Below are 25,506 nucleotides of genomic sequence, written 5' to 3' on the forward strand. Positions count from 1 at the left end.
TTCCGAGGCGCGGCGCGCCTCCTCGATCCCGATCCCAGCACCGGCGTCGCCCGGCCGGCAGACGCTTGACACGCCGACCGCCGCGGTCGCGGGCGTGGCGGATGTCCGGGCGGGGGCCCGGATCGAGTTGACTGTCCTGATGGACTCCCGACGCATCTCCGTCGTCGTCCCCGTCAAGGACGACGCCCGGCACCTCGAGCGGCTGCTCGCCCTCCTCGCCGAGCAGACCCTCGCCCCCTTCGAGATCGTCGTCGTCGACGACGGCAGCACCGACGACAGCGCGGACATCGCCCGTGCGGCGGGCGCCCGGGTGATCGTGCACGGCGGGACCGGCATCCCGGCCAGCACGGCGCACGGCTTCGACGAGGCGGAGGGCGACGTGCTCGCCCGGCTGGACGCCGATTCTCAGCCGGACCGGCACTGGCTCGCGCGGATCGCCGCGCACTTCGCCGCCCCGGGCGTCGGAGCGGTGACCGGCCCCGGCCGGTTCGTCGAGCTCGGCCCGGTCGCGCGGAACCTCGCCCGGATCGTCTACATGGACGCGTACTTCGTGCTGATGGGCTCCGCGCTGGCCAACTGGCCGCTCTTCGGCTCGAACTGCGCCGTCCGCCGCTCGGCCTGGCAGGAGATCGCGGGGGAGATGCACCGCGACGATCCCTACGTGCACGACGACGTCGAGATCAGCGTGCATCTGGGCCTGCGCCACCGGATCGTCTACGACCGCCACCTGGAGGTCGGCATCTCGGCGCGACCGTTCGGCGCCGCGGCCGACATGGTGCGGCGCCTCGACCGCGCCCTGCACACGCTGCGCAGGCACCCCGGGCTCGGCGACCCGGTGCAGCGCTGGATCCACCGCACCCGGCGCCGGCACGTGGAGCGGCTGAGGGCCCTCTCCGCCGCCCGCCGCGCTCCGCGCTAGGACTCCGCGGGGGTCGCGGCCGGAGCCTCGGCCGGTCGCGGGTCGTCCTTCGGCATGGCGCGGACGGCGAAGAGCATGCCGACGGCGAGCACCGTCAGCGCGATGCAGACGAAGCGGGTGCCGGCCGCGAGTCCCTCGGGCGTCGAATCGCCGCCACCGGCCTGGGCGTTGACGATCGCGCCGAACACCGCGACGGCGATCGCGCTGCCGATGTTGCGGGCGAAGAAGTTCGTCGAGGACACGACGCCGCGCTCGTTCCACTCGACGCTCGCCTGCGCGCGGATGAGGGTCGGAGTCGCGACCAGGCCCATCCCGGCGCCGATCAGCACGCAGAAGCCCGCGATCTCCCAGAGGCTCGACGAGGCGCCGAGGAGGATCGTCAGCCCGGTGCCGACCGTGACCAGCGCCGCGCCGAGGAAGGCCGTGCGGCGGAAGCCGATCCGCAGGTAGAGCCTGCCGGAGAGGCTCGCCGCGATCGGCCAGCCGATCGTCATCGCGGCGACCGCGAAGCCGGCGCCGAGGGCGGAGCTGCCGAGGACGCCCTGCGCGAAGGTCGGGAAGTAGGAGGTGACGCCGAGCGTGATCGCGCCCACCGTCACCGAGACGAGACTCGTCGAGAGCAGCACCCGCCGCGTGAGCACCCAGAGCGGCAGCACCGGGGCGACCGTCCGGCGCTCGATGGCGACGAAGCCGGCGAAGGCGAGCGCCGCGACGACGAAGACGCCGACGCCAGCGGGCGAGAGCCAGGGCCAGGCGTTGCCGCCCTCGAGCAGGCCGAGGATCAGCAGCGCGGTGCCGACGGCGAGCACCGAGGCGCCGGCGAGGTCGAGCGGGGTGCGCTCGCCGCGGGTGGTCTCGCGGAAGCTGCGGATCAGGAGGAAGGCCGCGAGCAGGCAGAGCGGGATGTTGACCAGGAAGATCCAGCGCCAGGCGCCCAGGTCCGAGAGCACGCCGCCGAGAGTGGGGCCGACGACCGAGGAGATGCCCCAGACGCTGGCGAGGTAGCCCTGGGTCTTCGCCCGCTCGGCGACCGTGTAGATGTCGCCGGCGATGGTGATGCCCATCGGCTGGATGGCCCCGGCGCCGAGGCCCTGCAGGGCGCGGAAGGCGATCAGCGCCGGCATGCTCCAGGCCAGGCCGCAGAGCAGCGAGCCGACGAGGAAGAGGCCGATCCCGATCAGCATGATGGGCTTCCGCCCGATCACGTCGGAGAACTTGCCGTAGAGGGGGACGGAGACCGCCTGGGCGAGGAGATAGATGGAGAACAGCCAGGGGAACTGCTCGAAGCCGCCGAGGTCCGCGACGATCGAGGGCACCGCGGTCGAGAGGATGGTCGCGTCGAGGGCGACCAGTGCGGTCGAGATCATCAGCGCCAGGAGGATCGGACCGCGCTCGGAGCGCAGTCCGACGCTCGCGCGCGTGGGGGAGTCGGTCATTCCGCTCACGCTATTGCAGAGCCGGGCGATGGAACGGGGGCTCGACGCACTCGGTAGACTGGCCCTATGGAACTCGTGCTCTGGCTCGTCGTAGCCGCCATCGCCGGTGTCGGCCTCGTCTCCGGAGTCGCGGCTCTGGTCGCCATGACGAAGGCGCCCTGGTCCGACAGCAAGTAGCGGGGTCCGGGGTCGCACGCACCCGCCCTCACTCGTAGCACCGCACCACGCTCCAGCACGGATCCGTCGAGGCGACGACGTCGAGCACGAACGCTCCGCCCGTCTCGAGATCGGTCGCCTGGAAGCGCCAGCCGCCGATGCTGACCGGCACGCCGCCGAACGTCGGCGGGAAGCCGTCGAGCGGCGCCCACCAGTCGCTGGTGCGCGTCCAGACCGTCGGCCGGTCGCTCACCCGATAGCTGGCGCCGCGCCATTCGAGCGCGACGGGCACTCCGTCGCCGTCGGTCGCGACCATCGCCGTCTCGTCGATCACCGCCATCGTGGGTGCTCCCGCCTGCTCCGCTCGACCCGCCGGACTCGACTGGCCGTTCGAACATGTGTTCGATAGTCTGCGAGTGTACGCCGCGGCGCCCGTGCTCGCCACGGCAGCGGATCGACCGGGCAGGAGGCGAGATGATCGAGTGGAGTCCCCTCCAGATGCTGCGCAGCAGCGGGCCCGACGAGTGGGTGATGGTGGACGCGATGCGGACCGGGCGGATCGGGCTGATCCGGCGGATCGAGACGGGGCCCTACCGCGAGAGCTGGTTCCGGGCGGTCACCTGGGCCGCGGAGCCGGGCAAGCGGACGCTGGTGGGCTACTCGCGGTCGATGGAGACCATCGCGGCCACGCTGTGGGCGCATCAGCCGCTGACCGCGCAGGAGAAGCCGTTCCCGGGCTACCCGGCGTCGAGACCGGCCGGGGCGCCCGCGCCGTGAGTCCGGCGGCCGAGGCCGTCGTCCGAGCTCGCGCCGCCGCGGTGGAGAATGGCCGGATGCTCCTCGCGCTCACCGGTGGCCCCACGGGGGAGTGGCGGGCGGTCGTCGCGGACGGCTCGGGGGCCGAGGTGGGCGGCGGGCGCGGTCCGGTCGAGCTGGCCGCCTTCGTCCGAGAGCGGGAGGCGGAGCGGCCGCGCTGGGTCTGGGACGACACCGCCCGCTGGTACCCGGCGCTCCTGGCCGAGGGCGTGCACATCGCGCGCTGCCACGATCTCCGCCTCGCCCGGGCGATCCTCCGCCGTTCGGAGCAGACGGCGCGCTCGCCACTCGCCCGCTCGACTCCCGACGCCTGGGACGCCGGGGCCGCCGCCCCGGTCGCCGGCGACACGCTGCTCGGCTTCGAGGAGGCGCCCGCGGAGACGGACGAGCTGGACCCGCTGGTCGAGCTCGCCCGGCAGGAGGAGGCGCTGGCGGCGGCCGCGCAGGGCGGGCGCCTGCGGCTCCTGCTCGCCGCGGAGTCGGTCGGCGCGCTGATCGCCCGCGAGATCGCCGCGGCCGGGCTGCCGTGGCGCGCCGACGTCCACGACCGCGTCCTCACCGACCTGCTCGGCCCGCGTCCGCGCTTCGGCGGCCGGCCGGCCCGCCTCGAGGCCCTGGCCGACGACATCCGCCGGGAACTGGACGCGCCCGAGCTGAACCCCGACTCGCCGGCGGACCTCCTGCGCGCGCTCCGCCGCGCCGGACTCACGGTCGAGTCGACCCGCTCCTGGGAGCTGACCTCGATCGAGCATCCGGTGATCCCGCCGCTGCTGGAGTACAAGAAGCTCTCGCGCCTGCTGACCGCCAACGGCTGGGCCTGGCTCGACGCCTGGGTGCACGACGGGCGCTTCCGGCCCGAGTACGTCGTCGGCGGCGTCGTCACCGGCCGCTGGGCGACGTCGGGCGGGGGAGCGCTGCAGCTGCCGCGGCAGATCCGCGCCGCAGTGACCGCCGACGAGGGCTGGAAGCTGGTGGTCGCCGATGCGGCGCAGCTGGAGCCGCGCATCCTGGCCGCGCTGGCGGGCGACTCCGTGATGGCCGCCGCGGGTCGGGGCAAGGACCTCTACCAGGGCATCGTCGACGCGGGAGTCGTCCCGGACCGACCGCGGGCCAAGGTGGCGATGCTCGGCGCGATGTACGGGGCGACCAGCGGCGAGGCCGGGCGGCTGCTCCCGCGACTCACGCGCGCGTACCCGCTCTCCGTCGCGCACGTCGAGGCGGCCGCCCGCGCCGGCGAGCGGGGCGAGCGGGTGTCGACGCGGCTCGGGCGCAGCTCACCGCCCGGCGACGTCGACGCCGGTGGTCAGCGCGCCCGCGACTGGGGGCGCTTCACCCGCAACTTCGTCGTGCAGGGCACGGCTGCCGAGTGGGCGCTCTGCTGGATGGGCGAGCTCCGAGCCCGGCTGCGCGCGGAGGGCGCGCTCGCGCACCTCGTGTACTTCCTGCACGACGAGGTGATCGTGCACGCGCCCGCGGAGGAGGCGGAGCGGGTCGCCGCGGTCGTGCGCGAGGCCGCGGTGCGCGCGGGGCGGGCGCTGTTCGGCGATCAGGACATCGACTTCCCGGTCACCGTCGCGATCGTCGACGCCTACGACGAGGCGAAGTGAGGCGACTGCCCGATCGAGGCTGCGGTGCGGTGGTTCAGTACCAGTGCGGCGAGCGGTTGTTCCAGGCCGACCAGGCCGCGCACGGCGAGCCGTAGCGGTCGGAGATGTAGGCCAGACCCCAGTCGATCTGGGTCGCGGCGTTGGTCTGGTAGTCCGCGCCGTAGGTCGCCATCTTGCTCGCCGGCAGCGCCTGCGGGATGCCGTAGGCGCCCGAGGAGCGGTTCAGCGCGTTCCAGCGCCAGCCCGACTCGCCGTTCCAGAGCGGGATGAGGCAGCTGTCGGCCTGGTCCTGGCCCCAGCCGTGCACACCCATGACGGAGCGCGCGTAGTTCTGCGCCTGCGCCGGCGACATGCCGTCGGTCCGGCCGGCGTAGGTGCCGAGCGCGGCGATGGTCTTCGCGCTGCTGTCCTTGCCGGATGCGTCGTCGTTGCCGAGCTCGACCGGGCCGCCGCCTCCGTTTGTCGACGGGGCCGCGGGCGCAGCCGGTGCGGGGGCGGAGGGTGCGGACGGCGCCTTCGCGGCCTGCTGACGCCGGGCCTCCGCCTCGGCGGCGAGGCGGGAGAGGCGCTCCTGCTCCTCGAACGCGGCCTTCGCCTCCTGACCGGTGGCGAACTCCTCCTCGAGCGCGGCCGTGGTGTTCTTGAGCGAGGCGAGCTGCTCGTAGAGCCCGGCGCTGTACTGCTCCTGGTCGGCGACCTTCGCGTCGGCCTCGGACTGCGCGGCCTGCGCCGTCGCGAGCGCGTCCTGCGCGGCGCTGACGAGGGAGAGCCGCTCCGTGCGCGCCTGCTCCGCCTGGTCGGCGAGGGAGGCGGCGGCGTTCTCGGTCGTCTCGGCGTCGCTCTGGAGGCGGCTGGTCTGCAGGGTGAGCTGGCTCATGGTGCCGAGGCGGTAGAGCAGCTTGTCGGACTGCTCGCCGCCGACCAGGAGGTTCAGCGTCGCGTCGGTTCCGCCGTTGCGGTACAGCTGGGCGGCGAGCCGGCCGGCCTGCTCCTTCGCGGCGTCCGCGTCGGCACGGGCGGCGGCGGCGCGCTCCTCGAGGGCGGTCACCCGCTGGGTGGCCTCGTCGAGCGCGCTCTGCGCGGCGTCGGCCTCGGACGCGCGGGAGATGGCGGCGTCGGTGAGGGCGGCGGCCTGATCGCGCAGATCGGCGAGGATCGCGGTGATGCGGTCGACCTCGGCGGCGGTCGCAGTCTCGCTCGACTTCGCGGCCTCGACGTCCGACCAGGACGGGTAGTCGGCCGGGTCGTAGGCGGAGGCCGCCATCGGTGCGGCCAGGGCGGCGCAGAGGACGAGGACCGTGCCCGCCCCGGCTGCGACGAGCCGTCGGCGCGCGGAGGTGGACACGCGGAGGCCGAGAGGCGAACGGATCATAGCCCCCACCCTAGGCGACGGCGCCCGCGCCTGTCTCGTGCCGGTCGTTCTGTGCGCTCAGCGGCACCTCGGTCGCGGCGTCGTCCCGCGCCGCCGCCTTGCGTCCGCGCCGGGGGCGCTCGAGGGCGTAGCCGCGGACGGCCGCTCCGTCGACGGCTCCGATGAGCTCCTCCCGGGCGGCGTCGAGGAGCCGGTGCAGCGCGTCGTCGCGCACCTGCACGGCGCGCGCGGCGAGGCGGCGCTGCGGGTGCTCGTCCAGCGCCTCCTGCTCCTCGGGGAGCGTGCTCGCGTAGGCGTCGAGGACCGCGTCGAGGTCGGCGTCGGAGAGGCTCGAGGCGAGGAGGATGCGATCGAGGACGTCGTCCCAGTCCTCCTCGGCGGAGGCGCCCTCGCCGCTCAGCCAGGCGAGCGCCTCGGCCCGGCCCTCGTCGGTGAGCGCGTGCAGGGGGAGTCCGTCCTCCGTCGATCCCGCCGCCGCGACGAGGCCGCGCTCGCGCAGCCGGTCGAGTGTGGAGTAGATCTGCCCGACGTTGACCCGTCGGCGGTGGGCCGCCCGATCGAGCAGCTCGGCGTGCAGCTGCAGCCCGTAGGCGGGACCGAGGGTGAGGAGAGCGAGCAGACCGTCGCGGACCGACACGGGGCTCCTCTCGAGCGGGTCGCGGGCCCGGAGCCGGGCGACGCCGCGGTTCGGGCGGACTTTCCCGAGTATAGGCAGGGGATCTGCGCGACCCGGCGGCGGGAGCGGCGAGGCGCCTTGTCGTGGCGCGGAGGGTCCTGCATAATCTCGACTGGTGGCTCGTCCACCGCACAAGAAGGCACTGCACGTCGCTCGTGGTCCAGGTCGTTGGGGAAGACGCACCAGGACGGACGGAGGACAGCGTGGTGACGCAACAGACTCGGGGTGTGCTCTTCGTGCACTCCGCCCCCCGCGCGCTCTGCCCCCATCTGGAATGGGGAGCGGGTCGCGCTCTCGGTCGTGCCGTGAACTTCGACTGGATCGAGCAGCCGGTGCAGCGCGGCGCCCAGCGCACCGAGTTCGCCTGGGAGGGACCGGTCGGCACCGGTGCGGCGATCGCCTCCGCGCTCCGCGGCTGGGCCGACGTCCGCTACGAGGTGACCGAGGACCCCTCGCCGGGCGTCGACGGCGGCCGCTGGATGCACACTCCCGAGCTGGGCGTCTTCTACGCGCAGACGGACAGCGCCGGCAACACCGTCGTCCCCGAGGACCGCATCCGCTCCGCCATGGAGACCGCCGGCGCCGACCCCATCGAGCTGCACCGTGAGCTGCGCCTCGCCCTCGGCCAGGCCTGGGAGGACGAGCTCGAGCCCTTCCGCGCCGCCAGCGACTTCGCGCGGGTCATCTGGATGCACAGCGTCGGCTGAGCTCCGCTCAGCCGACGCTGTGTCCGTTTTCTGCGCCGCTCCCTGCGCGGCGCAGCGCGGTCGGCTCGGGGAGGTGGTCGCGTTCTGCAGAGCGGGGTGCGAACGGCGACGGCGATTCGCTGGCACGCGAATCGCCGGATGCGCCTCGTGGGGCGCGGCGATACGGTGCGCGCGACTCTCTAGGGGTGGGCGCATCTTCGGCTCGTGAGGCGCTCTTCTGCTCGTCGGAACGGCGGGATCCGGCTGCTGGTCCGCCGTGCTGGGGACGGCGGTCTCGATACGCCCCTTCGGGGCTACGCGACCAGCAAGGTCGTCATGCTGATCGAGTAGCCCGCGGAGCGGGCGTATCGAGATCCACCACCCCCTGAAGGACGGGTCTGCAGACCGCCCTCTTGAGGACGGTGGGTCTCGATACGCCCCTGCGGGGCTACTCGACCAGCATGAAGGGGCGATGCTGCGTCCTCTTCTTCACCATCGAGACACGAACGCCATGGTGATCGAGTAGCCCGCGGAGCGGGCATATCGAGATCCGCCACCGCAAGAACGTAGGTCGACGATGGGTGGGTCTCGATAAGCCCCTGCGGGGCTACTCGACCAGCATGGTCGAGTGCTGGGGGAGGTGTCGGACGGAGCGAGCCGAAGGCGATGCGGTCCTGGTTCCCAGGACTGTGAGCGAGGGCTCGCGGTGAACGACCACCCTCGCGCCATGAGGCGTATCCGACGATCCGCGTTCCAGCGGATCGCCGTCGCCGAACCGCACCGGCCCTGCGGAACGCGACCCCGCAGGGAGCCGACGCGCCTGCGCCGCGCGATACGCGGCGCAGCCCGCGTTCCGCTCGGAGTGACGGACCTACGCCCCGTTACACCGACCGGAACGCGGCAACAGCATTGTGCCCCCCGAACCCGAACGAGTTGGAGAGGGCGAAGAGGGGCCCTGCTCCGAGGTCGCGCGGGCTGGTGACGACGTCGAGCGGGATCTGCGGGTCCTGCTCGGTGAGGTTGATCGTGGGCGGGGCGGTGCGCTCGTGCAGGGCGAGGACGGTGAAGATCGCCTCGAGGGCGCCGGTGCCGCCGAGGAGGTGGCCGGTCGCGGCCTTGGTGGCGGAGACGGCGATGTTCGGGAGGTGGTCGCCGAACACGCGGGCGAGGGCGCGGTACTCGGCGATGTCGCCGACGGGGGTGCTGGTCGCGTGGGCGTTGACGTGGGTGACGTCGGTGCGGGCGGCGCCGGCCTGCTCGAGGGCCTCGATCATGGCGCGGGCGGCGGCGGAGCCCTCGGGGTCCGGGGCGGTGATGTGGTACGAGTCGCTGGTGACGGCGCCGCCGGCGAGCTCGGCGTAGATGCGGGCGCCGCGGGCGAGGGCGTGCTCCTCGGTCTCGAGGACGAGGGTGGCGGCGCCCTCGCCGAGGACGAAGCCGTCGCGGGAGACGTCGTAGGGGCGGGAGGCGGTGGCCGGATCGTCGTTGCGGCGCGAGAGGGCCTGCATCGACGCGAAGGCGGCGAGGGGGAGCGGGTGGACGACCGACTCGGTGCCGCCGGCGATGACGACGTCGGCGAGGCCGCGCTGGAGGTGCTCGTAGGCGTTGGCGATCGCCTCGGTGCTGGAGGCGCAGGCCGACACGTCGGTGCGGGCGTAGGCGCGGGAGGGGATCGACATGCTGATCGCGGCCGCGGCGGCGTTGGGCATGAGCATGGGGATGGTCATCGGGAGGACGCGGCGGGGACCGCGTTCGCGGAGGGTGTCCCACGCGTCGATGAGGGTCCAGAGTCCGCCGATGCCGGTGGAGTAGTCGACGCCGACGCGCAGCGGGTCGACGTCGGTGATGCCGGAGTCGGCCCAGGCCTCGCGGGCGGAGATCAGGGCGAACTGGCTGGAGGGGTCGAGGCGCTTGGCCTCGGGCCGGGGGAGGACCTCCTCGGGGCGCACCTTGGCCTGGGCGGCGAAGGTGACGGGGAGCTCGAGCTCGGTCACCCAGTCGGCCTGGATCGTGCTGACGCCGGACTCGCCCGCGAGAAGGGCGTTCCAGGACTCGCGAGCGGTGCCGCCGAGGGGCGTGCTGGCTCCGATGCCGGTGACGACGATTTTCTTGGGACTCATGACGACGATCTCTGTTCCGTGACGGGTGGGTGCCGGGCGCACCCCGGCCGGGCTCGGAGCCCTGGCCGGGGTGTCCGCCGCGTGGACGGGGTGCGCGGGGCGCTGGTTACGCGGAGGCCTTGACGATGAAGGTGACCGCGTCGCCGACCGTCTTGAGGTTCTTGACCTCGTCGTCCGGGATCTTCACGTCGAACTTCTCCTCGGCGTTGACCACGATGGTCATCATCGAGATGGAGTCGATGTCGAGGTCGTCGGTGAACGACTTCTCCATCTCGACGGAATCGGTCGCGATGCCGGTCTCGTCGTTGACCAGTTCGGCCAGGCCGGCGAGGACTTCTTCGTTGGACAGTGCCATGGTTCTCTCCTTGAGGGGTGTTCGATCAGAGTGTTCTCGAACTCGGTGTTCGTCGAGATCGGGGTGTTCGTCGTGTGACCGTAGGTCAGTTTAGGGGTGGGCCTGCGCCCCCTACGGGAGCACCACGACCTGCGCGCCGAAGACGAGTCCGGCGCCGAAGCCGATCTGCAGGGCGAGTCCGCCGCTGAGCTCGGGGTGCTCCTCGAGCAGGCGGTGGGTCGCGAGCGGGATGGAGGCGGCCGAGGTGTTGCCGGTCGTCTCGATGTCGCGGCCGATGGTCACGGTCTCGGGCAGCTTCAGCTGCTTGGCGAGCTCGTCGATGATGCGCATGTTCGCCTGGTGCGGGATGAAGGCGGCGAGGTCCTCGGGCGCGACGCCCGCCTCGGCCAGCGCCTGCTTGGCGACCTTGGCCATCTCCCAGACCGCCCAGCGGAAGACGGACGGGCCGTCCTGGCGCAGCGTCGGCCACTCGGCGACGCCGTCGCGGTAGGCGGCGAGCGGGTTGTCCATCCCGACGGTGTCCCACTTGGAGCCGTCGGAGCCCCAGACGGTCTTCGAGATGCCGGCGGTGTCGCTCGGGCCGACGATCGCGGCGCCGGCGCCGTCGCCGAGGAGGAAGGAGATGCTGCGGTCGGTCGACTTCACGATGTCGGAGAGCTTCTCGGCGCCGACGACGAGGACGTACTCGGCGAGGCCGGAGCGGACGAACGAGTCGGCCTGGGCGATGCCGTAGGTGTAGCCGGCGCAGGCGGCGGAGATGTCGTAGGCGGGGGCCGGGTTCGCGCCGATCCGGTCGGCGAGGAGCGCCGCCAGCGACGGGGTCTGCACGGTGTTGCTGATCGTGGAGACCAGCACGAGTCCGATCTGGTCCGCGCGGATCCCGGCCTTCTCGATCGCCTCGAGGGAGGCGGTCGTCGCGAGGTCGACGGCCTGGATCTCGGAGGAGGCGCGGCGGCGCTCGACGATGCCGGTGCGCTGGCGGATCCACTCGTCGGAGGAGTTGATCGGGCCGACGAGGTCGTCGTTGGGGACGACGAGGTCGCCGCGGGCCGCGCCGATGCCGAGGATGCGGGTGTACTGGCTGCCGCTGGACTGGGTGAGGGAAGGGGTCGTCATGGGTCTCTCCTGCTAGGCGGCGTGCTCGTCGATGAAGGCGCGGGCGGCGTCGAGGTCGTCGGGGGTCTTGATCGCGAGGGTCGGGAGGCCCTTGAGGCCGCGCTTGGCGAGGCCGACGAGGGCGCCGGCGGGGGCCAGCTCGATCAGGCCGGTGACGCCCGCCTCGGCGAAGGCGGCCATGCAGAGGTCCCAGCGGACGGGCGAGGCGACCTGGCCGACGAGCAGCTCGAGGAAGCGGGAGCCGCTGTCGACGACGGAGCCGTCGTTGTTCGTCCAGAGGCGCAGCGTCGGGTCGGCCGGGGTGATCGAGGCGGCGACGTCGGCGAGGGAATCGCGGGCGGGCGCCATGTAGCGGGTGTGGAAGGCGCCGGCGACCTGGAGCGGGACGACGCGGGTGCCGCGGAGGGGCTCGTCCTTCAGCGCCTGCAGGGCGTCGACCGCGCCGGCGACGACGATCTGGCCGCCGCCGTTGTAGTTGGCCGGCTCGAGACCGAGCTCGTCGAGGCGGGCGAGGAGCGCCTCCTCGTCGCCGCCGAGGACGGCGCTCATCGCGGTGGGCGTCGCGGCGGCCGCGGCGGCCATGGCGCGGGCGCGCTCGCGGACGAAGACGAGGGCGTCGGGCTCGGAGAGGACTCCCGCTCCCGCCGCAGCGGTGATCTCGCCGACCGAGTGGCCGGCGATGCCCGCGATGCGCTCGCGGCGGCCGCCCTCGAGCAGCGCGGCCAGGCTGACCAGTCCGGCGGAGACGATCAGCGGCTGGGCGACCGCGGTGTCGCGGATCGTGTCCGCGTCCGAGACGGTGCCGTGGGCGGCGAGGTCGATGCCGACCGCCTCCGAGTGGGCGGCGACCTGCTCGGCCACCGAGGGGACGGCGAGCCACGGCTCGAGGAATCCGGGGGTCTGGGAGCCCTGACCCGGGGCGACGACGACGATCACGCTTTCAGTCTTCCGATCCGCGCCGGTTCGTGCGGCGCTCTGAGGTACTGACAAACCACAAAGAGCTTGTGGCGGTTCTACAACGGGGTGCGAGGAGGGGTGCGGCTCACTTGCGCGTCGGACGGCGGCGGACCGCTCCGTCCGGGTCGCTCATCGAGCCGAGGATGAGGGCCGACTGGAGGATGAGCGCCTCGCGGGCGCCCGTCGCGTCCCAGCCGATCACCTCCGCCACGCGCTTCAGGCGGTAGCGGACGGTGTTGGGGTGCACGAAGAGCTCGCGGGCCGTCGCCTCGAGCGAGCGGCCGTTGTCGAGGTACGCCCACAGCGTGGTGAGCAGCTCGGTCGAGTGCTTCTGCAGAGGCTTGTAGATCTGGGTGATCAGGCTCTGCCGGGCGAGGGGATCGCCGGCCAGGGCCCGCTCGGGCAGCAGATCGTCGGCGTTCACCGGCCGCGGGGCGTTGCGCCAGGAGCGCGCGACCGCGAAGCCGGCCAGGGCGGCGCGAGCGCTGCGCGAGGCCTCGACGAGCGTCGGGACCTCGTGGCCGAGGACCAGGTGACCGGAGCCGAAGCCCGGCTCGAGCGCATTGGCGATCTCGAGGAAGGCGACCGGCGGGCCGGTCTCCTCCGTCGCGTTCTCACTCGGCTCGGCGCGGCCGATCACCAGCACGAGCCGGCTGCCCTGCACCCCGATCAGCACGTCGGCGCTCATGTGCCGGGCGGTGCGGCGGAGCTGGTCGACGTCGAGCATCTTCGGCGCGGTGCCCACGAGCACCGCGACCTCGCCGTGGCCGTGCCAGCCGAGCGCCGCGATCCGGCTCGGCAGCTCGTCGTCGGCCTCGCCGGTCAGGATCGAGTCGACGACGAGGGCCTCGAGACGGGCGTCCCAGAGGCCGCGCGCCTCCGCCGCACGGGCGTAGACGTCGGCCGCGGCGAAGGCGATCTCCCGCGAGTAGAGCAGGATCGCCTCGCGCAGGTCCTCGCCGCGGTTGGTGATCCGCTCCTCGACGACCTCGACGGTGACCTTGATCAGCTGGAGGGTCTGCGTCAGCGAGACGGAGCGGAGCAGCTCGCGGGGAGCCGCTCCGAAGACGTCGGCGGCGATCCACGGCGTCGCCGAGGGGTCGTCGAACCAGGAGATGAACGAGGTGATGCCGGCCTGCGCGACCATGCCCACCGCGGAGCGGCGGCCCGGCGGCATGCTGCCGTACCAGGGCAGCGTGTCCTCGAGCTTCTTGATGGTCTGCGTGGACAGCTCGCCCGAGAGGGTCCGGAGCCACGCGAGGGTCTGCTCCTTCGTGCGCGGAGCGCCCGGCCGGGTGGCCGGACGCTCCGCGGAAGGGGCAGTGCCCCGCGTCGACTGCGCGTCGTCGGAGGAGAGCACCGAGCCGTCCGTCAGCTCTCGCCGCCCGCGTTGCCGGTGGTGCCGGCGTTCACGTCGTGGAGGCTGTACTTCTGGATCGCCTGGGCGGAGAGCGAGGGGTCGACCTCGCCGCGCTTGGCGAGCAGCTGCAGCGTCCGCACCACGACCGACGGTCCGTCGATCTTGAAGTGGCGACGCGCGGCGGCGCGGGTGTCCGAGAAGCCGAAGTCGTCCGCTCCGAGCGTCGCGAAGTCGCCCGGGATGAACTGGCGCAGCTGGTCGGGGACCTGGTGCGAGAAGTCCGAGACGGCGACGAAGGGGCCCTTCGCGTCGGCGAGCTTCTGCGTGACGTAGGGGACCTGCGCCTCGTCCTCGGGGTAGAGGAAGTTGTGGTGCTCGGCGTTGATGCCGTCGCGCCGCAGCTCGTTCCACGAGGTGACCGACCAGACGTCGGCCGACACACCCCAGTCCTCGGCGAGGAGCTTCTGCGCCTCGATCGCCCACGGCACGGCGACGCCGGACGCGAGCAGCTGGGCCTTCGGGCCGTCCCACTGACCCCAGGACACGCGGTGGATGCCGCGGACGATGCCGTCCACGTCCACGTCCTCGGGCTCCTTCGGGTGCACGATCGGCTCGTTGTAGACCGTCACGTAGTACATGACGTTCGGCTCCGGGTGCTTCCCGCCGTACATCCGCTCGAGACCGGACTGCACGATGTGCGCGATCTCGTAGCTGTACGCCGGGTCGTAGCTGACGACGGCCGGGTTGGTGGCCGCGAGGATCGGCGAGTGGCCGTCCGCGTGCTGGAGGCCCTCACCGGTCAGCGTGGTGCGACCGGCGGTCGCCGCGATCATGAAGCCGCGGGCCATCATGTCGCCCGCCGCCCAGATCGCGTCGGCCGTGCGCTGGAAGCCGAACATCGAGTAGAAGACGTAGACCGGGATGAGCGGCTCGCCCTGCGTCGAGTAGGACGTGCCGACCGCGGTGAACGCCGCGAGGGCGCCCGCCTCGTTGATGCCGACGTGCAGGATCTGACCCTGCGGGCTCTCCTTGTAGGCCAGGAGCAGCTCGCGGTCGACCGACGTGTAGTGCTGGCCGCGCGGGTTGTAGATCTTCGCGTTCGGGAAGAACGCGTCCATGCCGAATGTGCGGGCCTCGTCGGGGATGATCGGGACGACGCGGTTGCCGAAGTCCTTCGAGCGCAGGATGTCCTTCAGGATGCGGACGAACGCCATGGTGGTGGCGATCTCCTGCGTCCCGGAGCCCTTCTTGCCGATCTTGTAGGCCGAGTCGTCCGGCAGCGAGAGCTGCGTGTACTTCGACCGGCGCTCGGGCAGGTAGCCGCCGAGCGCGCGGCGGCGCTCCTGCATGTACTCGATCGCCTCGTCGCCCTGACCGGGGTGGTAGTACGGCGGGAGGTAGGGGTTCTCCTCGAGCTGGGCATCCGTGATCGGGATCCGCATGGTGTCGCGGAAGCCCTTCAGGTTGTCGAGCGTCATCTTCTTCATCTGGTGGGTCGCGTTGCGGCCCTCGAAGCTGCGGCCGAGACCGTAGCCCTTGATGGTGTGCGCGAGGATGACGGTCGGCTGGCCCTTGTGCTCCGTCGCGGCCTTCATGGCGGCGTAGATCTTGCGGTAGTCGTGACCACCGCGGCGCAGGCCCCAGATCTGCTCGTCGCTGTAGTCCTCGACGAGCTTCTTCGCGCGCTCGTCGCGGCCGAAGAAGTTCTCGCGGACGTAGGCGCCGTCCTCGGTCTTGAAGGTCTGGAAGTCGCCGTCGGGCGTCTTGTTCATCAGGTCGAGCAGCGCGCCCTCGGTGTCGCGGGCGAGCAGGTCGTCCCACTCGCGGCCCCAGATGAGCTTGATGACGTTCCAGCCGGCGCCGCGGAAGAACGACTCCAGCTCCTGGACGATCTTGCCGTTGCCGCGGACCGGGCCGTCGAGGCGCTGCAGGTTGCAGTTGATGATGAAGTTGAGGTTGTCGAGGCCGTCGTTCGCGGCGACCTGGAGCTGACCGCGCGACTCGACCTCGTCCATCTCGCCGTCGCCGAGGAACGCCCAGACCTGCTGGTCGGAGGCGTCCTTGATGCCGCGGTTGGTGAGGTACTTGTTCGCCTGCGCCTGGTAGATCGCGTTGATCGGGCCGAGGCCCATCGACACGGTCGGGAACTGCCAGAACTCCGGCATGAGGCGCGGGTGCGGGTAGCTGGAGAGCCCGCCGCCCTGGTGCGACTTCTCCTGGCGGAAGCCGTCGAGCTGGTGCTCGCTCAGGCGTCCCTCGAGGAAGGCGCGCGCGTAGGGGCCGGGGGAGGCGTGGCCCTGGATGAAGATCTGGTCGCCGCCGCCCGGGTGGTCCTGGCCGCGGAAGAAGTGGTTGAAGCCGACCTCGTAGAGCGAGGCGCTCGACGCGTACGTCGAGATGTGGCCGCCGACGCCGATGCCGGGGCGCTGCGCGCGGTGCACGAGGATGGCCGCGTTCCAGCGGATCCACGCGCGGTAGCGGCGCTCGACGTCCTCGTCGCCGGGGAAGTCGGGCTCGTTCTCGGCCGCGATGGTGTTGATGTAGTCCGTCGTCGGCACCATCGGAACGCCGAGGTGCAGCTCCTTGGAGCGCTTGAGGAGGCTGAGCATGACGTCGCGTCCGCGACCGGCACCCCGCTCCTCGACGAGCGCGTCCAGCGACTCGTTCCACTCCGACGTTTCCTCGGGATCCGAGTCGACGTGTCCGACGGAATACGGGTCCTGATCGTTAACAGTCACCCTCGACCTCTCTCTGGGGGCAGATCGTGCCCGAGACATCACTCTCATGAAGCGGTGCGGATCCGCGCGCAGGACCCTCGGATGACGAGGAGCGCGCGGGCACCCGTGCAAGCCTAGCGATTCCGGTCATGTGTGGCGATCCACGACGGAACCGCACAGGGCACTGTGGGATTTCTCCAGCGGGAGCGCGTCCAGCGGCCGATCGTCGCGGTCCCTTGGCCGATCGGCGGAGCGGGTCTAGCATTGCCCCTCGTGCTCGCGCGACATTCGTGCGCATGGAAGGACATCGTCCGATGGCTCTCGAGAAGCTCACGCTGGCTCCCGACTTCGAACTCGCGAACCAGTACGGCGAGCGCATCCAGCTCGGCGACTTCCACGGGCGACGCAACGTCGCCCTCGTCTTCTTCCCGCTCGCCTTCTCCGGCACCTGCACCGGCGAGTTCTGCGCGCTGCGCGAGAACCTCTCGCTGTTCGAGCACGCGGAGGTCGAGCTGATCGGCATCTCGGTCGACTCCAAGCACACCCTGCGCGCCTGGGGCGAGAAGCAGGGCTACGACTTCACGCTGCTCTCCGACTTCTGGCCGCACGGGGACGTCGCCAAGCAGTACGGCGTCTTCCTCGAGGGCAAGGGCTACGCGACGCGCGCGACCTTCCTCATCGACAAGGAGGGCGTCATCCGCGACACCTTCATCACCGCCCCCGGCGAGGCCCGCTCGATGGACGACTACCGCGCCGCGATCGACGCGCTCACTCCGGCCCACGCCTGACGCTCTCCGCGAGATGCCACTTGTGATCGCTTTTCACGGCGTGTCGCGCGCACAAGTGGCATCTCGCGGGAGGGGTGCAGGGGTGCACACGCCAGGGCGTCAGTTGAGGATGTTCACCGCCCGGGAGATGACCAGGGCCAGCAGGACGAAGCCGGTGAAGCCCTCGAGGGCCATCAGGAGCTTCACCCGGCTGGACAGCGGCATCGTGTCGGTGGGGCTGAACGCCATGGTGTTCGTCGTCGAGACGTAGAGGTAGTCGACGAAGCCCGGGCGCCAGTCGGCCTTCTCGGAGGAGCCGACCGCGACCTCGCTGACGGTGTCGCGGTAGGTGTCCTGCGGGAAGGCGAAGTCGGCGGGCGGCAGCTGCGAGCGCTCGAGCGTGCCGCGGGAGACGGGGCCGCCGCGGTCGAGCTCCCAGAAGATCAGCGCGTAGGCGACGACGTTCGTCACCCAGACCTGCAGCGCGGTGAGCAGCAGCAGCGGGCCGTCGGCGGATCCGTCGACGAGGTCGATCACGACCCGGACGACGTTGATCTGGTTCGCCGCGGCGAGCACGACCGCGAGGGCGATCGACACTCCGCGGGACCAGCGGGTCTCGGTGTCCAGCCGCCGCGGGTTGACGACGAACAGCGGGATCAGCAGCGCGAGCGTCAGGACCGCCGCGGCGATCCGGACGACCGACGTGCCGGGATCGTGCCCGACGAGGTTGAGCGCCACGGCCACGAGGATCGCGGCGGAGGCCGGCCAGCGGCTCTCGGCCCGGCGCCTCGCGCGGGTGTCGTCCGTGTCCGCCATGCGCCGAGAGTAGCTGTGCGAGCCGTGTCGTAGGATCGATCCCGATCGTCCGCGGCCCGGCCGCGACGGGGGCCTTTAGCTCAGTTGGTAGAGCGCCACGTTTACACCGTGGATGTCATCGGTTCGAGCCCGGTAGGGCCCACTGGAGAATCTCGCGAGACCTCGGCTCAGCGGGACTGGCGGCGCTTGTAGGGCTTGGGCTGGCCCTTGACGACGGGGGCGCGGCCGGTGCCCTTCGAGGCCTTGGCCTTGCCGCCGGACTTGGGGGCCTCCTCCGGCTCGTCGCCGAGGGCGGCGAGCTCCTCGCGGGCCGAGGCGAGGCGCTGGCGGCCGGCGGCGGTGAGGGTCGTGGCAGCGGCGCCCGGCTCGAAGAGCGGGCGGCCGAGGTCGAGCTCGACGGCGGCGACGGAGGAGTCGAGCTTCGCGCGGGAGATGCCGAGCTTCTCGGCGGCGCGCACGAAGTGGAGCTCCTCGGCGACGGCCACGAAGTGACGCAGCTGGCTGATCTTCATGAGGAACCCTTCGCGGCCGCTCGCTGCGACCGCCTCCACCCTAGGCGGACCCCGGCGCGCGGCGGACACGCGGCCCGGCGCGGACGGACGCTCGCGGACACCCGCCCTGGTCGAGACCGGCCCTACGCGGACGGCGTCAGCCGCTGGTCGCCGACGACGCCGAGCAGCCGGAGCGCCTCCGCGGAGGCGGGCGAGCCGGCGCGCGGCGTGAGCACCAGCAGCACCTGCGCCTGGTTCTCGGTGAAGAGGGCCTGGCAGTCGACGTCGATCTCGCCGACCTCGGGGTGGCGCAGGGTCTTGTGGTCCTCGAAGCGGGCCGTGACCTCCTGCAGCTCCCAGTAGCGGCGGAACTCCTCGCTCCGACCGAGCAGCGACGCGATGATCCGGGCGGCCAGCGGATCGGCGTCGGGTGCCGCGGCGGCGAAGCGCAGCTGGGCGGTCTGCATCCGCCCCTGGTGCTCGTGCTCGCGCTCGGGGTAGCTGCGGCGGGCCTCGTCGGGGTGCGCGAACCAGCGGTGGATGCCGCTGCGGTCCAGGCTGGTCCAGGCGGAGCCGTCGCCGAAGAGGGCGCGGGCCAGGCGGTTCTGCACGAGGGTCTCGCCGAGCTCGGTGATGACCAGCGCGGGAGTGTCGTCCAGCCGGTCCAGCACACGGAGCAGACCTGGGGAGACGTGCTCGTCGCGCCGGTGCCGGGCGGGTGGGGTCTGCCCGGCGAGCCGGAAGAGGTGGTCGCGCTCGTCGAGGTCCAGGCGCAGGCCGCGGGCGATCGCGGTGAGCATCTGCTCGGACGGCTGCGGTCCGCGCTGCTGCTCGAGCCGCGACCAGTAGTCGGCGGACATGCCGACGGCGGCGGCGATCTCCTCCCGGCGCAGGCCCGCGGTGCGGCGGCGCGCTCCGGGCGGCATGCCGACGTCGGACGGCTGCAGCCGCTCGCGTCGGCCGCGGAGGAACTCGGCGAGCGCAGGTCGGTCCATGCGCTCATCCTGCCGGTCCGCGCGCATCGCGGACCAGGGAGCGCCGATCCCTGGATCGTCCAGCCCTTCCGGCCCGCGCGGGACGCGGCGACGCTGGGGTCAGCCGGGCGGGACAGCCCGGGACACGGAGGAGACCACATGAAGACCACGGGCAGCACCATCCTGATCACCGGCGCGACCTCGGGCATCGGCCGGGGCCTCGCCGAGCGCTTCCTCGACGCGGGGAGCACGGTGATCCTGGGCGGTCGCCGCAGCGAGCTGCTGGACGAGTTCACGGCGGCCCACCCCGGCTCGCACTCGGTCGTGATCGACGTCACCGACCCGGAGTCGATCGCCGCCGCGGTCGAGACGGTCACCCGGGAGCACCCCGGCCTCGACGTCGTGGTCACGATGGCCGGCATCATGCTGCCGGAGGACCTGCAGGACTCGGGGCACCTCGACACCGCCGCGGCCATCGTCGAGACGAACCTGCTCGGCACGATCCGCACGCTGACCGCGTTCACGCCGTGGATCGCCGCGAAGCCGGACGGCGTGCTGATGACGGTGTCCTCGGGACTCGCGTTCGTGCCGCTGCCGGCGACCCCGACCTACAGCGCGACCAAGGCCGCGGTGCACTCCTACACGCAGAGCCTGCGGGCGCAGCTCGCGGAGACTCCGGTGCAGGTGATCGAGCTCGTGCCGCCGGCCGTGCAGACGACGCTGATGGGGCAGCAGGACGACCCGAGCGCGATGCCGCTGGACGAGTTCCTCGACGAGACGGTGCGGATCCTCGCCACGCAGCCGGAGGTGGAGGAGGTGCTCGTCGACCGGGTGCGCTTCCTCCGCGACGCCGAGGCCGAGGGGCGCCACGCCGACGTGCTGGCGCTGCTCAGCAGCAGGCACTGAGTTCATCGCGGGGCGCCGCCGCCGCTCGGCCGTCGTTCGGCGACTGTTCTCCCACAGCCGTTGCGCTGGAGCGCTCTCACGCCTACCCTCGCGGGCGTGGTCGGAACCCGAAGCCGGCTGCAGAGGAGGCCGATGTGGGCGCGCTCGTCTACAGCGGTGTCGCCTCGATCGACGGCTACACCGTCGACGAGACCGGGGAGTTCAGCTGGGCCACGCCCCGCCCCGAGGTGCACCGCTTCATCAACGAGACCGAGACCGGAGTGGGCACGTACCTCTACGGCCACCGGATCTACGAGACCATGCGCGGCTGGGACGCGGGCTACGAGCTCGCCGAGCAGTTCGCCTTCATCCACGACTTCCAGGAGATGTGGCGCGCGGCCGACAAGGTCGTCTACTCGACGACCCTGCCCGCCGTGCGCACCCGCCGCACCCGGCTCGAGCGGACGTTCGATCCGGTGGGCGTGGCGCAGGAGGTGCGCTCGAAGCCGCACGACGTCTCCGTCGGCGGTGCGACCCTCGGGGCGCAGGCGCTCCTGGCCGGCGTGGTCGACGAGATCCGCTGGTACGTGGCGCCGATCGCGGTGGGCGGCGGAACGCCGTTCCTCCCGCACGGCTTCCGCAGCCGCCTCGAGCTCCGGCAGCAGCGCAGCTTCGCGGACGGGACGGTGTTCCTCCGCTACGGCGTGAAGCGCTGAGGAGGAGCGACGCGGGCGCCGGTCAGGCGCGCGCCGGCTCGTCCGCGCCGACCAGTGCGGCGATCCGGGCGGCGATCCGCGCGCCCTGCGCCCGGCCGGCCTGCGCGGCGGCGGGACGGACCTCGGGGTCGAGCGAGTTCGGGCCGAAGGCGGCGATCGACGCCTCGTCCGCGTAGACGACCTCGACGCGCGAGCCCGACAGCGCCTCGAGCTCGGCGGTGGGCAGCGTGCCGACACCGGGCGAGCCGATCCCGGACATCGGCGTGATGACGACCACCCAGTCGGCACCCGCGGCGAGGTCGGCGTTGCTCCCGGAGCGCACGCCGCCGTCCATGTAGCGGACGCCGTCGATGCTGACCGGCGGCCAGACACCGGGCACCGCGCAGCTGGCGGCGATGGCGTCGACGAGGCCGACGCCGCTCGTGCGGTCGAAGACGGCGAGCGCTCCGGTGGCGGTGTCGATCGCGGTGATCAGGAGGCGCTGCTCGGGCCAGTCGGCGTCGGCGATCCGCGCGGCGATGACGTCGCGGCGGGACTCCTCGGACAGGGTCGCGGTCTCGAGGGCGAGCACGCCGATGCGGCGCCGGGCGTCCTCCGGCGAGGTCGCGCCCTCGATCGCGGCGGCGTAGCTCGCCTGCAGGCGCTCGACGTCGACGACGGCGCCGATCTCGGCGGACTCCTCGCGCAGCTGCGACGCGTAGGCCTCGTCGAGGCCGACGGAGGTGCTCAGCTGCGAGGCGACGGCGGAGCCGGCCGAGGTGCCGATCAGGGTCGTCGAGGGGTCGAGGAGGAGGCGGGCCGCCTCGGGCGAGGCGTCGCTGAGGCCGCGGACGATGCCGAGCTCCCAGGCGATTCCGGCGAGGCCGCCTCCGGCGAGGACGAGGGCTCCGGGCATGGGTGGTCCTTTCGATGGTGCGGTGAGGGGTGCTGCCAGCCTGGCCCCCGAGGCTGGGAGGCGCCGGCCGGTGGCGCGTGTCCGGCGCTGGTCAGGCGCGGGCCGCGGCGATCGCGTCGGCCGCGAGCCGCGTCGACCTGTCGCGGTTGCGGAGCCAGAGCGGGACCGAGTGCACGCGCAGTCCGGTGCCGTCGAGGGCGCCGACCGCCGCCGCGTCCTCCTCGCCGACCAGCCAGGCGTCGAGCAGGCCGCCGGCCGAGCGGGCGCCGTAGTGCCGGCCCACCGCCTCCGCCGAGGTCTCGACCCCGATGGCGGGCAGGCAGTGGTCGGCCATGCCGCGCACCACCGCGCCGCCGATGATCGGCGAGACGCCGACGACCGGGGCCGAGGTGGTCCGCACGGCCTCCGCGATGCCGGGCACGCCGAGGATCGTCCCGATCGACACCACCGGGTTGGACGGGGCGATCAGGACCGCGTCGGTGTCGGCGATCGCCTCGAGCACGCCCGGGGCGGGGCGCGCCTCCTCGACGCCCTGCTGGACGAAGCGGCGGGCGGGCACCGACGCGCGCAGCCGAACCCACCACTCCTCGAAGTGCAGCAGTCGGACGCCCTCGCCGGGCAGGTCGACCTCGACGTGGGTCTCGACGTCGGAGTCGGACATCGGCAGCAGGCGGACGCCCAGCGGCCAGCGCGCGGTGATCCGCTCGGTGGCCTCGGAGAGGGTGAGCCCGTCGCGCAGCATCGAGGTGCGGGCGAGGTGCGTGCCGATGTCGAGGTCGCCGAGGGTGAACCACGGCCAGCCGACGCCGAACGCGGTCAGCTCGGCCGAGACGCGCTCGCTCTCGCCGGCCCGGCCCCAGCCGCGCTCGGTGTCGTTGACACCGGCGAGCGCGTAGGTGAGCGAGTCGAGGTCGGGGCAGACCTTGAGGCCGGTCAGCCACATGTCGTCGCCGGTGTTGGTGACGACCGTGATCTCGGAGGGACCGCCGCCGGCCGCCTCGAGGTCGCGGAGGTGCTCGCGCACCGCGGAGGTGAAGCGGGCGCCGCCGACGCCGCCGGCCAGGATCGTGATGCGCATCCGTCGACGCTACCGCGGACGGCCCCCACCGCGGATTCCGAAGGGGCCGAGGCCTTAATGCTGCGGATCCGTGCCGGAAACACCCGGGAAACGTCGGAGGACGACGATGAACCCCTGTCCGGCGCACGGAGCGGAAGCGGTCATTGCCTTCGACCCTCGCGCGGACCACAGTGAGACCACGGCCCCTCGGCCCCGCCTCCCGCGTCTCGCGGGACCTCGGCGGAGCCTCGACCGGGCCGACCGAAGCATGGAGGTACCGATGACCATCGTCCGCGCAGCGATCACCCAGACCACGTGGACCGGCGACAAGGAGTCGATGCTCGACAAGCACGAGCAGTTCGCCCGCGACGCCGCCGCCCAGGGAGCGCAGATCGTCTGCTTCCAGGAGCTGTTCTACGGCCCGTACTTCGGCATCACCGAGGACAAGAAGTACTACCGCTACGCCGAGCCCGCCGACGGCCCGATCGTGCAGCGCTTCGCCGCGCTGGCGAAGGAGCTCGGCACGGTGATGATCCTGCCGATCTACGAGGAGGACATCACCGGCGTCTACTACAACACCGCCGTGGTCGTCGACGCCGACGGCACGATCCTCGGCAAGTACCGCAAGCACCACATCCCGCACCTCGACCGCTTCTGGGAGAAGTTCTACTTCCGTCCCGGCAACCTCGGCTACCCGGTCTTCGACACCGCGGTCGGCAAGGTCGGCGTCTACATCTGCTACGACCGGCACTTCCCCGAGGGCTGGCGCGAGCTGGGCCTGAACGGCGCGCACATGGTGTTCAACCCGAACGCGACCAAGCCGGGCCTCTCGAACCGCCTGTGGGAGGTGGAGGGCCCGTGCGCCGCCGTGGCGAACGGCTACTTCGTGCTCCAGCCCAACCGGGTCGGCCGCGAGGACAACGAGTACGGCGAGCTGGCCGTCGACTTCTACGGCACCAGCCAGGTGATCGACCCGCGCGGCAACTTCGTCGGCGAGCGCGGCTCGGGCGACAGCGAGGAGATCCTGATCCGCGATCTCGACCTCGACATGGTGCAGCAGATGCGCGACGACTGGCAGTTCTACCGGGACCGCCGTCCGGACTCGTACACGAGCATCCCGAAGCCCTGACCGCCGACGTCCTGACCGCGCGACCGCCGCAGCACCGGAACCACCGAGGAGCATCGATGAAGACCCTCATCACGAACGGCACGGTCGTCAACGCGACCGGCACCGCCACCGCCGACGTCCTGATCGACGGCGAGACCATCGCTGCGGTGCTCGCGCCCGGCTCGACGCTGCTGGGCTTCGACCTCGCGGCGAACGTCGACCGCGTGATCGACGCGGCCGGCAAGTACGTCATCCCGGGCGGGATCGACGCGCACACGCACATGGAGATGCCCTTCGGCGGCACCTTCGCCTCGGACACCTTCGAGACCGGCACCCGGGCCGCGGCCTGGGGCGGGACGACGTCGATCGTCGACTTCGTGGTGCAGTACCCGGGCGAGAGCGTCGTCGACCGCTACCAGGCCTGGCAGGAGAAGGCGGCCGGGAACTGCGCCATCGACTACGGCTTCCACCAGATCCTCTCCGACGTGCAGGACTCGTCGCTGGTGGCGATGGACGAGTTGATGGACGAGGGTGTGACCAGCTTCAAGCTGTTCATGGCCTACAAGGGCGTGTTCCTCTCGGACGACGGGCAGATCCTGCGGGCGTTCCAGAAGGGCGCGTCGAACGGCGCGATGATGATGATGCACGCCGAGAACGGCGCGATCATCGACGAGCTGGTGAAGCAGTCGCTCGCCGCCGGCAAAACCTCGCCCTACTTCCACGGCACCTCGCGGCCGTGGCAGGCGGAGGAGGAGGCGACGCACCGGGCGATCATGATCGCGGACCTCACCGGCGCGCCGCTCTACGTGGTGCACGTGTCGGCGAAGCAGGCGGTGGAGCAGATCGCGCAGGCCCGCGACCGCGGGATGAACGTGTTCGGCGAGACCTGCCCGCAGTACCTCTACCTCTCGCTCGAGGAGCAGCTCGGCGCACCGGGCTTCGAGGGCGCGAAGTGGGTGTGCTCGACGCCGCTGCGCTCGAAGGCGGAGGGGCACCAGCACCACATGTGGCAGTCGCTGCGGACCAACGACATCCAGATGGTCTCCACCGACCACTGCCCCTTCTGCATGAAGGGCCAGAAGGACATGGGCGTCGGCGACTTCTCGAAGATCCCCAACGGCATCGGCTCGGTCGAGCACCGGATGGACCTGATGTACCAGGGCGTCGTGTCCGGGCAGATCTCGCTGCCGCGCTGGGTCGAGCTCACCTCGACCACTCCGGCGCGGATGTTCGGGATGTACGGGAAGAAGGGCGCGATCCAGCCCGGCGCCGACGGCGACGTGGTCGTCTACGACCCGAATGGGCACACCTCGATCGGCATCGGCGAGGGCCGCAGCCACCACATGAACATGGACTACTCCGCCTGGGAGGGCTTCGAGATCGACGGCCACGTCGACACCGTGATCTCCCGCGGCAAGGTCGTCGTCGACTCCGGCGACTACATCGGCACCAAGGGCGACGGCAAATACATCAAGCGAGGTCTCTCGCAGTATCTGGTCTGACC

Annotated in this window: 24 protein-coding genes and 1 tRNA gene; 10 read left to right on the forward strand and 15 right to left on the reverse strand. The window is 72.1% G+C overall.

The window, feature by feature from the left end; genetic code table 11:
- Nucleotides 1-139: 139 nt before the first annotated feature.
- The gene (locus EDF17_RS06095) at nt 140-919 is read left to right on the forward strand and encodes a glycosyltransferase family 2 protein (protein ID WP_123445652.1); all 780 of its coding nucleotides are present in this window, start codon (nt 140-142) and stop codon (nt 917-919) included.
- On the opposite strand, the gene EDF17_RS06100 is transcribed toward EDF17_RS06095, so the two are convergent.
- On the reverse strand, nt 916-2,355 hold the full coding sequence (locus EDF17_RS06100; protein WP_123445653.1) for an MDR family MFS transporter: 1,440 nt from the start codon (nt 2,353-2,355) through the stop codon (nt 916-918). The two genes, EDF17_RS06095 and EDF17_RS06100, sit on opposite strands and share 4 nt — an antisense overlap.
- A 205-nt stretch (nt 2,356-2,560) precedes the next feature.
- A complete protein-coding gene (locus tag EDF17_RS06105) occupies nt 2,561-2,851 on the reverse strand; it encodes a hypothetical protein (protein WP_123445654.1) in 291 nt (96 codons plus the stop codon).
- Nucleotides 2,852-2,985: 134 nt separating this feature from the next.
- Here EDF17_RS06105 and EDF17_RS06110 point away from each other — a divergent pair, with 134 nt between their 5' ends.
- Both EDF17_RS06110 and EDF17_RS06115 read left to right on the forward strand, forming a co-directional pair.
- Entirely contained in the window at nt 2,986-3,288 is a 303-nt protein-coding gene (locus tag EDF17_RS06110; RefSeq protein ID WP_123445655.1) for a hypothetical protein, read from the forward strand.
- Nucleotides 3,289-3,344: 56 nt separating this feature from the next.
- Entirely contained in the window at nt 3,345-4,934 is a 1,590-nt protein-coding gene (locus tag EDF17_RS06115; RefSeq protein WP_123445656.1) for a bifunctional 3'-5' exonuclease/DNA polymerase, read from the forward strand.
- Nucleotides 4,935-4,968: 34 nt separating this feature from the next.
- Here the strand turns inward: EDF17_RS06115 and EDF17_RS06120 are convergent, their stop codons facing one another.
- Nucleotides 4,969-6,306: a hypothetical protein gene (locus tag EDF17_RS06120; protein WP_243732803.1), complete on the reverse strand. Its 1,338-nt coding sequence runs from the start codon at nt 6,304-6,306 to the stop codon at nt 4,969-4,971.
- Between the two features lie 10 nt (nt 6,307-6,316).
- Nucleotides 6,317-6,943 carry a PadR family transcriptional regulator gene (locus EDF17_RS06125; protein ID WP_133671920.1) on the reverse strand — a complete coding sequence of 209 codons (627 nt, stop codon included), beginning with the start codon at nt 6,941-6,943 and terminating at the stop codon, nt 6,317-6,319.
- Nucleotides 6,944-7,185: 242 nt separating this feature from the next.
- Here EDF17_RS06125 and EDF17_RS06130 point away from each other — a divergent pair, with 242 nt between their 5' ends.
- Nucleotides 7,186-7,689, forward strand: a complete 504-nt coding sequence (locus tag EDF17_RS06130) for a DUF3145 domain-containing protein (RefSeq protein WP_243732804.1) — start codon at nt 7,186-7,188, stop codon at nt 7,687-7,689.
- Between the two features lie 860 nt (nt 7,690-8,549).
- Here the strand turns inward: EDF17_RS06130 and EDF17_RS06135 are convergent.
- The 6 genes from EDF17_RS06135 to aceE form a co-directional block, all read right to left on the reverse strand.
- Nucleotides 8,550-9,788 carry a beta-ketoacyl-[acyl-carrier-protein] synthase family protein gene (locus EDF17_RS06135; protein ID WP_123445659.1) on the reverse strand — a complete coding sequence of 413 codons (1,239 nt, stop codon included), beginning with the start codon at nt 9,786-9,788 and terminating at the stop codon, nt 8,550-8,552.
- A 106-nt stretch (nt 9,789-9,894) separates the two neighbouring features.
- Nucleotides 9,895-10,143, reverse strand: a complete 249-nt coding sequence (locus tag EDF17_RS06140; protein ID WP_123445660.1) for an acyl carrier protein — start codon at nt 10,141-10,143, stop codon at nt 9,895-9,897.
- Nucleotides 10,144-10,254: 111 nt separating this feature from the next.
- Nucleotides 10,255-11,259, reverse strand: a complete 1,005-nt coding sequence (locus EDF17_RS06145) for a beta-ketoacyl-ACP synthase III (protein ID WP_123445661.1) — start codon at nt 11,257-11,259, stop codon at nt 10,255-10,257.
- Nucleotides 11,260-11,271: 12 nt separating this feature from the next.
- Entirely contained in the window at nt 11,272-12,195 is a 924-nt protein-coding gene (locus EDF17_RS06150) for an ACP S-malonyltransferase (protein ID WP_123445662.1), read from the reverse strand.
- A gap of 106 nt (nt 12,196-12,301) precedes the next feature.
- Nucleotides 12,302-13,447, reverse strand: a complete 1,146-nt coding sequence (locus EDF17_RS06155; RefSeq protein ID WP_243587289.1) for a helix-turn-helix domain-containing protein — start codon at nt 13,445-13,447, stop codon at nt 12,302-12,304.
- A 140-nt stretch (nt 13,448-13,587) separates the two neighbouring features.
- Nucleotides 13,588-16,314, reverse strand: coding sequence for a pyruvate dehydrogenase (acetyl-transferring), homodimeric type (gene aceE / locus EDF17_RS06160; protein ID WP_123445664.1), 2,727 nt, complete (start codon nt 16,312-16,314; stop codon nt 13,588-13,590).
- A 293-nt stretch (nt 16,315-16,607) separates the two neighbouring features.
- On the opposite strand from aceE, the gene EDF17_RS06165 reads away from it, so the two are divergent.
- The gene (locus EDF17_RS06165; RefSeq protein ID WP_123445665.1) at nt 16,608-17,081 is read left to right on the forward strand and encodes a peroxiredoxin; all 474 of its coding nucleotides are present in this window, start codon (nt 16,608-16,610) and stop codon (nt 17,079-17,081) included.
- A gap of 99 nt (nt 17,082-17,180) precedes the next feature.
- On the opposite strand, the gene EDF17_RS06170 is transcribed toward EDF17_RS06165, so the two are convergent.
- A complete protein-coding gene (locus tag EDF17_RS06170; protein ID WP_123445666.1) occupies nt 17,181-17,876 on the reverse strand; it encodes a hypothetical protein in 696 nt (231 codons plus the stop codon).
- 69 nt (nt 17,877-17,945) lie between these two features.
- Between EDF17_RS06170 and EDF17_RS06175 the strand changes: the two genes are divergently transcribed.
- Nucleotides 17,946-18,018, forward strand: a tRNA-Val gene (locus EDF17_RS06175).
- A gap of 25 nt (nt 18,019-18,043) precedes the next feature.
- On the opposite strand, the gene EDF17_RS06180 is transcribed toward EDF17_RS06175, so the two are convergent.
- Together EDF17_RS06180 and EDF17_RS06185 are read right to left on the reverse strand one after the other, a co-directional pair.
- Complete coding sequence (locus EDF17_RS06180; protein WP_123445667.1) at nt 18,044-18,388, reverse strand: LysR family transcriptional regulator; 345 nt, start codon at nt 18,386-18,388, stop codon at nt 18,044-18,046.
- A 122-nt stretch (nt 18,389-18,510) separates the two neighbouring features.
- The gene (locus EDF17_RS06185) at nt 18,511-19,362 is read right to left on the reverse strand and encodes a helix-turn-helix transcriptional regulator (protein ID WP_123445668.1); all 852 of its coding nucleotides are present in this window, start codon (nt 19,360-19,362) and stop codon (nt 18,511-18,513) included.
- 138 nt (nt 19,363-19,500) lie between these two features.
- On the opposite strand from EDF17_RS06185, the gene EDF17_RS06190 reads away from it, so the two are divergent.
- Together EDF17_RS06190 and EDF17_RS06195 are read left to right on the forward strand one after the other, a co-directional pair.
- Nucleotides 19,501-20,247, forward strand: coding sequence for an SDR family NAD(P)-dependent oxidoreductase (locus EDF17_RS06190; RefSeq protein WP_123445669.1), 747 nt, complete (start codon nt 19,501-19,503; stop codon nt 20,245-20,247).
- A 134-nt stretch (nt 20,248-20,381) separates the two neighbouring features.
- Nucleotides 20,382-20,942, forward strand: coding sequence for a dihydrofolate reductase family protein (locus EDF17_RS06195; RefSeq protein WP_123445670.1), 561 nt, complete (start codon nt 20,382-20,384; stop codon nt 20,940-20,942).
- A gap of 22 nt (nt 20,943-20,964) precedes the next feature.
- Here EDF17_RS06195 and EDF17_RS06200 read toward each other — a convergent pair whose 3' ends face one another.
- Together EDF17_RS06200 and cofD are read right to left on the reverse strand one after the other, a co-directional pair.
- Nucleotides 20,965-21,837, reverse strand: coding sequence for a patatin-like phospholipase family protein (locus EDF17_RS06200; RefSeq protein WP_123445671.1), 873 nt, complete (start codon nt 21,835-21,837; stop codon nt 20,965-20,967).
- A gap of 91 nt (nt 21,838-21,928) precedes the next feature.
- Nucleotides 21,929-22,915, reverse strand: coding sequence for a 2-phospho-L-lactate transferase (gene cofD, locus EDF17_RS06205; protein ID WP_123445672.1), 987 nt, complete (start codon nt 22,913-22,915; stop codon nt 21,929-21,931).
- Between the two features lie 259 nt (nt 22,916-23,174).
- On the opposite strand from cofD, the gene EDF17_RS06210 reads away from it, so the two are divergent.
- Both EDF17_RS06210 and hydA read left to right on the forward strand, forming a co-directional pair.
- Nucleotides 23,175-24,023 (forward strand): nitrilase-related carbon-nitrogen hydrolase, encoded by an 849-nt coding sequence (locus tag EDF17_RS06210; protein WP_123445673.1) that lies wholly within the window; start codon nt 23,175-23,177, stop codon nt 24,021-24,023.
- Between the two features lie 56 nt (nt 24,024-24,079).
- Nucleotides 24,080-25,504 carry a dihydropyrimidinase gene (hydA, locus tag EDF17_RS06215; protein ID WP_123445674.1) on the forward strand — a complete coding sequence of 475 codons (1,425 nt, stop codon included), beginning with the start codon at nt 24,080-24,082 and terminating at the stop codon, nt 25,502-25,504.
- Nucleotides 25,505-25,506: the final 2 nt, after the last annotated feature.

It is taken from the genome of Rathayibacter sp. PhB1 (assembly GCF_004362935.1).
Classification (GTDB): Bacteria; Actinomycetota; Actinomycetes; order Actinomycetales; family Microbacteriaceae; genus Rathayibacter; species Rathayibacter festucae.

What these genes read in the sequence shown, in the direction of transcription:
- EDF17_RS06095 (WP_123445652.1), top strand. Translation starts at nt 140, where the DNA reads ATGGACTCCCGACGCATCTCCGTCGTCGTCCCCGTCAAGGACGACGCC.
- EDF17_RS06100 (WP_123445653.1), bottom strand. Translation starts at nt 2,355, where the DNA reads ATGACCGACTCCCCCACGCGCGCGAGCGTCGGACTGCGCTCCGAGCGC.
- EDF17_RS06105 (WP_123445654.1), bottom strand. Translation starts at nt 2,851, where the DNA reads ATGGCGGTGATCGACGAGACGGCGATGGTCGCGACCGACGGCGACGGA.
- EDF17_RS06110 (WP_123445655.1), top strand. Translation starts at nt 2,986, where the DNA reads ATGATCGAGTGGAGTCCCCTCCAGATGCTGCGCAGCAGCGGGCCCGAC.
- EDF17_RS06115 (WP_123445656.1), top strand. Translation starts at nt 3,345, where the DNA reads ATGCTCCTCGCGCTCACCGGTGGCCCCACGGGGGAGTGGCGGGCGGTC.
- EDF17_RS06120 (WP_243732803.1), bottom strand. Translation starts at nt 6,306, where the DNA reads ATGATCCGTTCGCCTCTCGGCCTCCGCGTGTCCACCTCCGCGCGCCGA.
- EDF17_RS06135 (WP_123445659.1), bottom strand. Translation starts at nt 9,788, where the DNA reads ATGAGTCCCAAGAAAATCGTCGTCACCGGCATCGGAGCCAGCACGCCC.
- EDF17_RS06140 (WP_123445660.1), bottom strand. Translation starts at nt 10,143, where the DNA reads ATGGCACTGTCCAACGAAGAAGTCCTCGCCGGCCTGGCCGAACTGGTC.
- EDF17_RS06145 (WP_123445661.1), bottom strand. Translation starts at nt 11,259, where the DNA reads ATGACGACCCCTTCCCTCACCCAGTCCAGCGGCAGCCAGTACACCCGC.
- EDF17_RS06165 (WP_123445665.1), top strand. Translation starts at nt 16,608, where the DNA reads ATGGCTCTCGAGAAGCTCACGCTGGCTCCCGACTTCGAACTCGCGAAC.
- EDF17_RS06170 (WP_123445666.1), bottom strand. Translation starts at nt 17,876, where the DNA reads ATGGCGGACACGGACGACACCCGCGCGAGGCGCCGGGCCGAGAGCCGC.
- EDF17_RS06180 (WP_123445667.1), bottom strand. Translation starts at nt 18,388, where the DNA reads ATGAAGATCAGCCAGCTGCGTCACTTCGTGGCCGTCGCCGAGGAGCTC.
- EDF17_RS06185 (WP_123445668.1), bottom strand. Translation starts at nt 19,362, where the DNA reads ATGGACCGACCTGCGCTCGCCGAGTTCCTCCGCGGCCGACGCGAGCGG.
- EDF17_RS06190 (WP_123445669.1), top strand. Translation starts at nt 19,501, where the DNA reads ATGAAGACCACGGGCAGCACCATCCTGATCACCGGCGCGACCTCGGGC.
- EDF17_RS06200 (WP_123445671.1), bottom strand. Translation starts at nt 21,837, where the DNA reads ATGCCCGGAGCCCTCGTCCTCGCCGGAGGCGGCCTCGCCGGAATCGCC.
- cofD (WP_123445672.1), bottom strand. Translation starts at nt 22,915, where the DNA reads ATGCGCATCACGATCCTGGCCGGCGGCGTCGGCGGCGCCCGCTTCACC.
- EDF17_RS06210 (WP_123445673.1), top strand. Translation starts at nt 23,175, where the DNA reads ATGACCATCGTCCGCGCAGCGATCACCCAGACCACGTGGACCGGCGAC.
- hydA (WP_123445674.1), top strand. Translation starts at nt 24,080, where the DNA reads ATGAAGACCCTCATCACGAACGGCACGGTCGTCAACGCGACCGGCACC.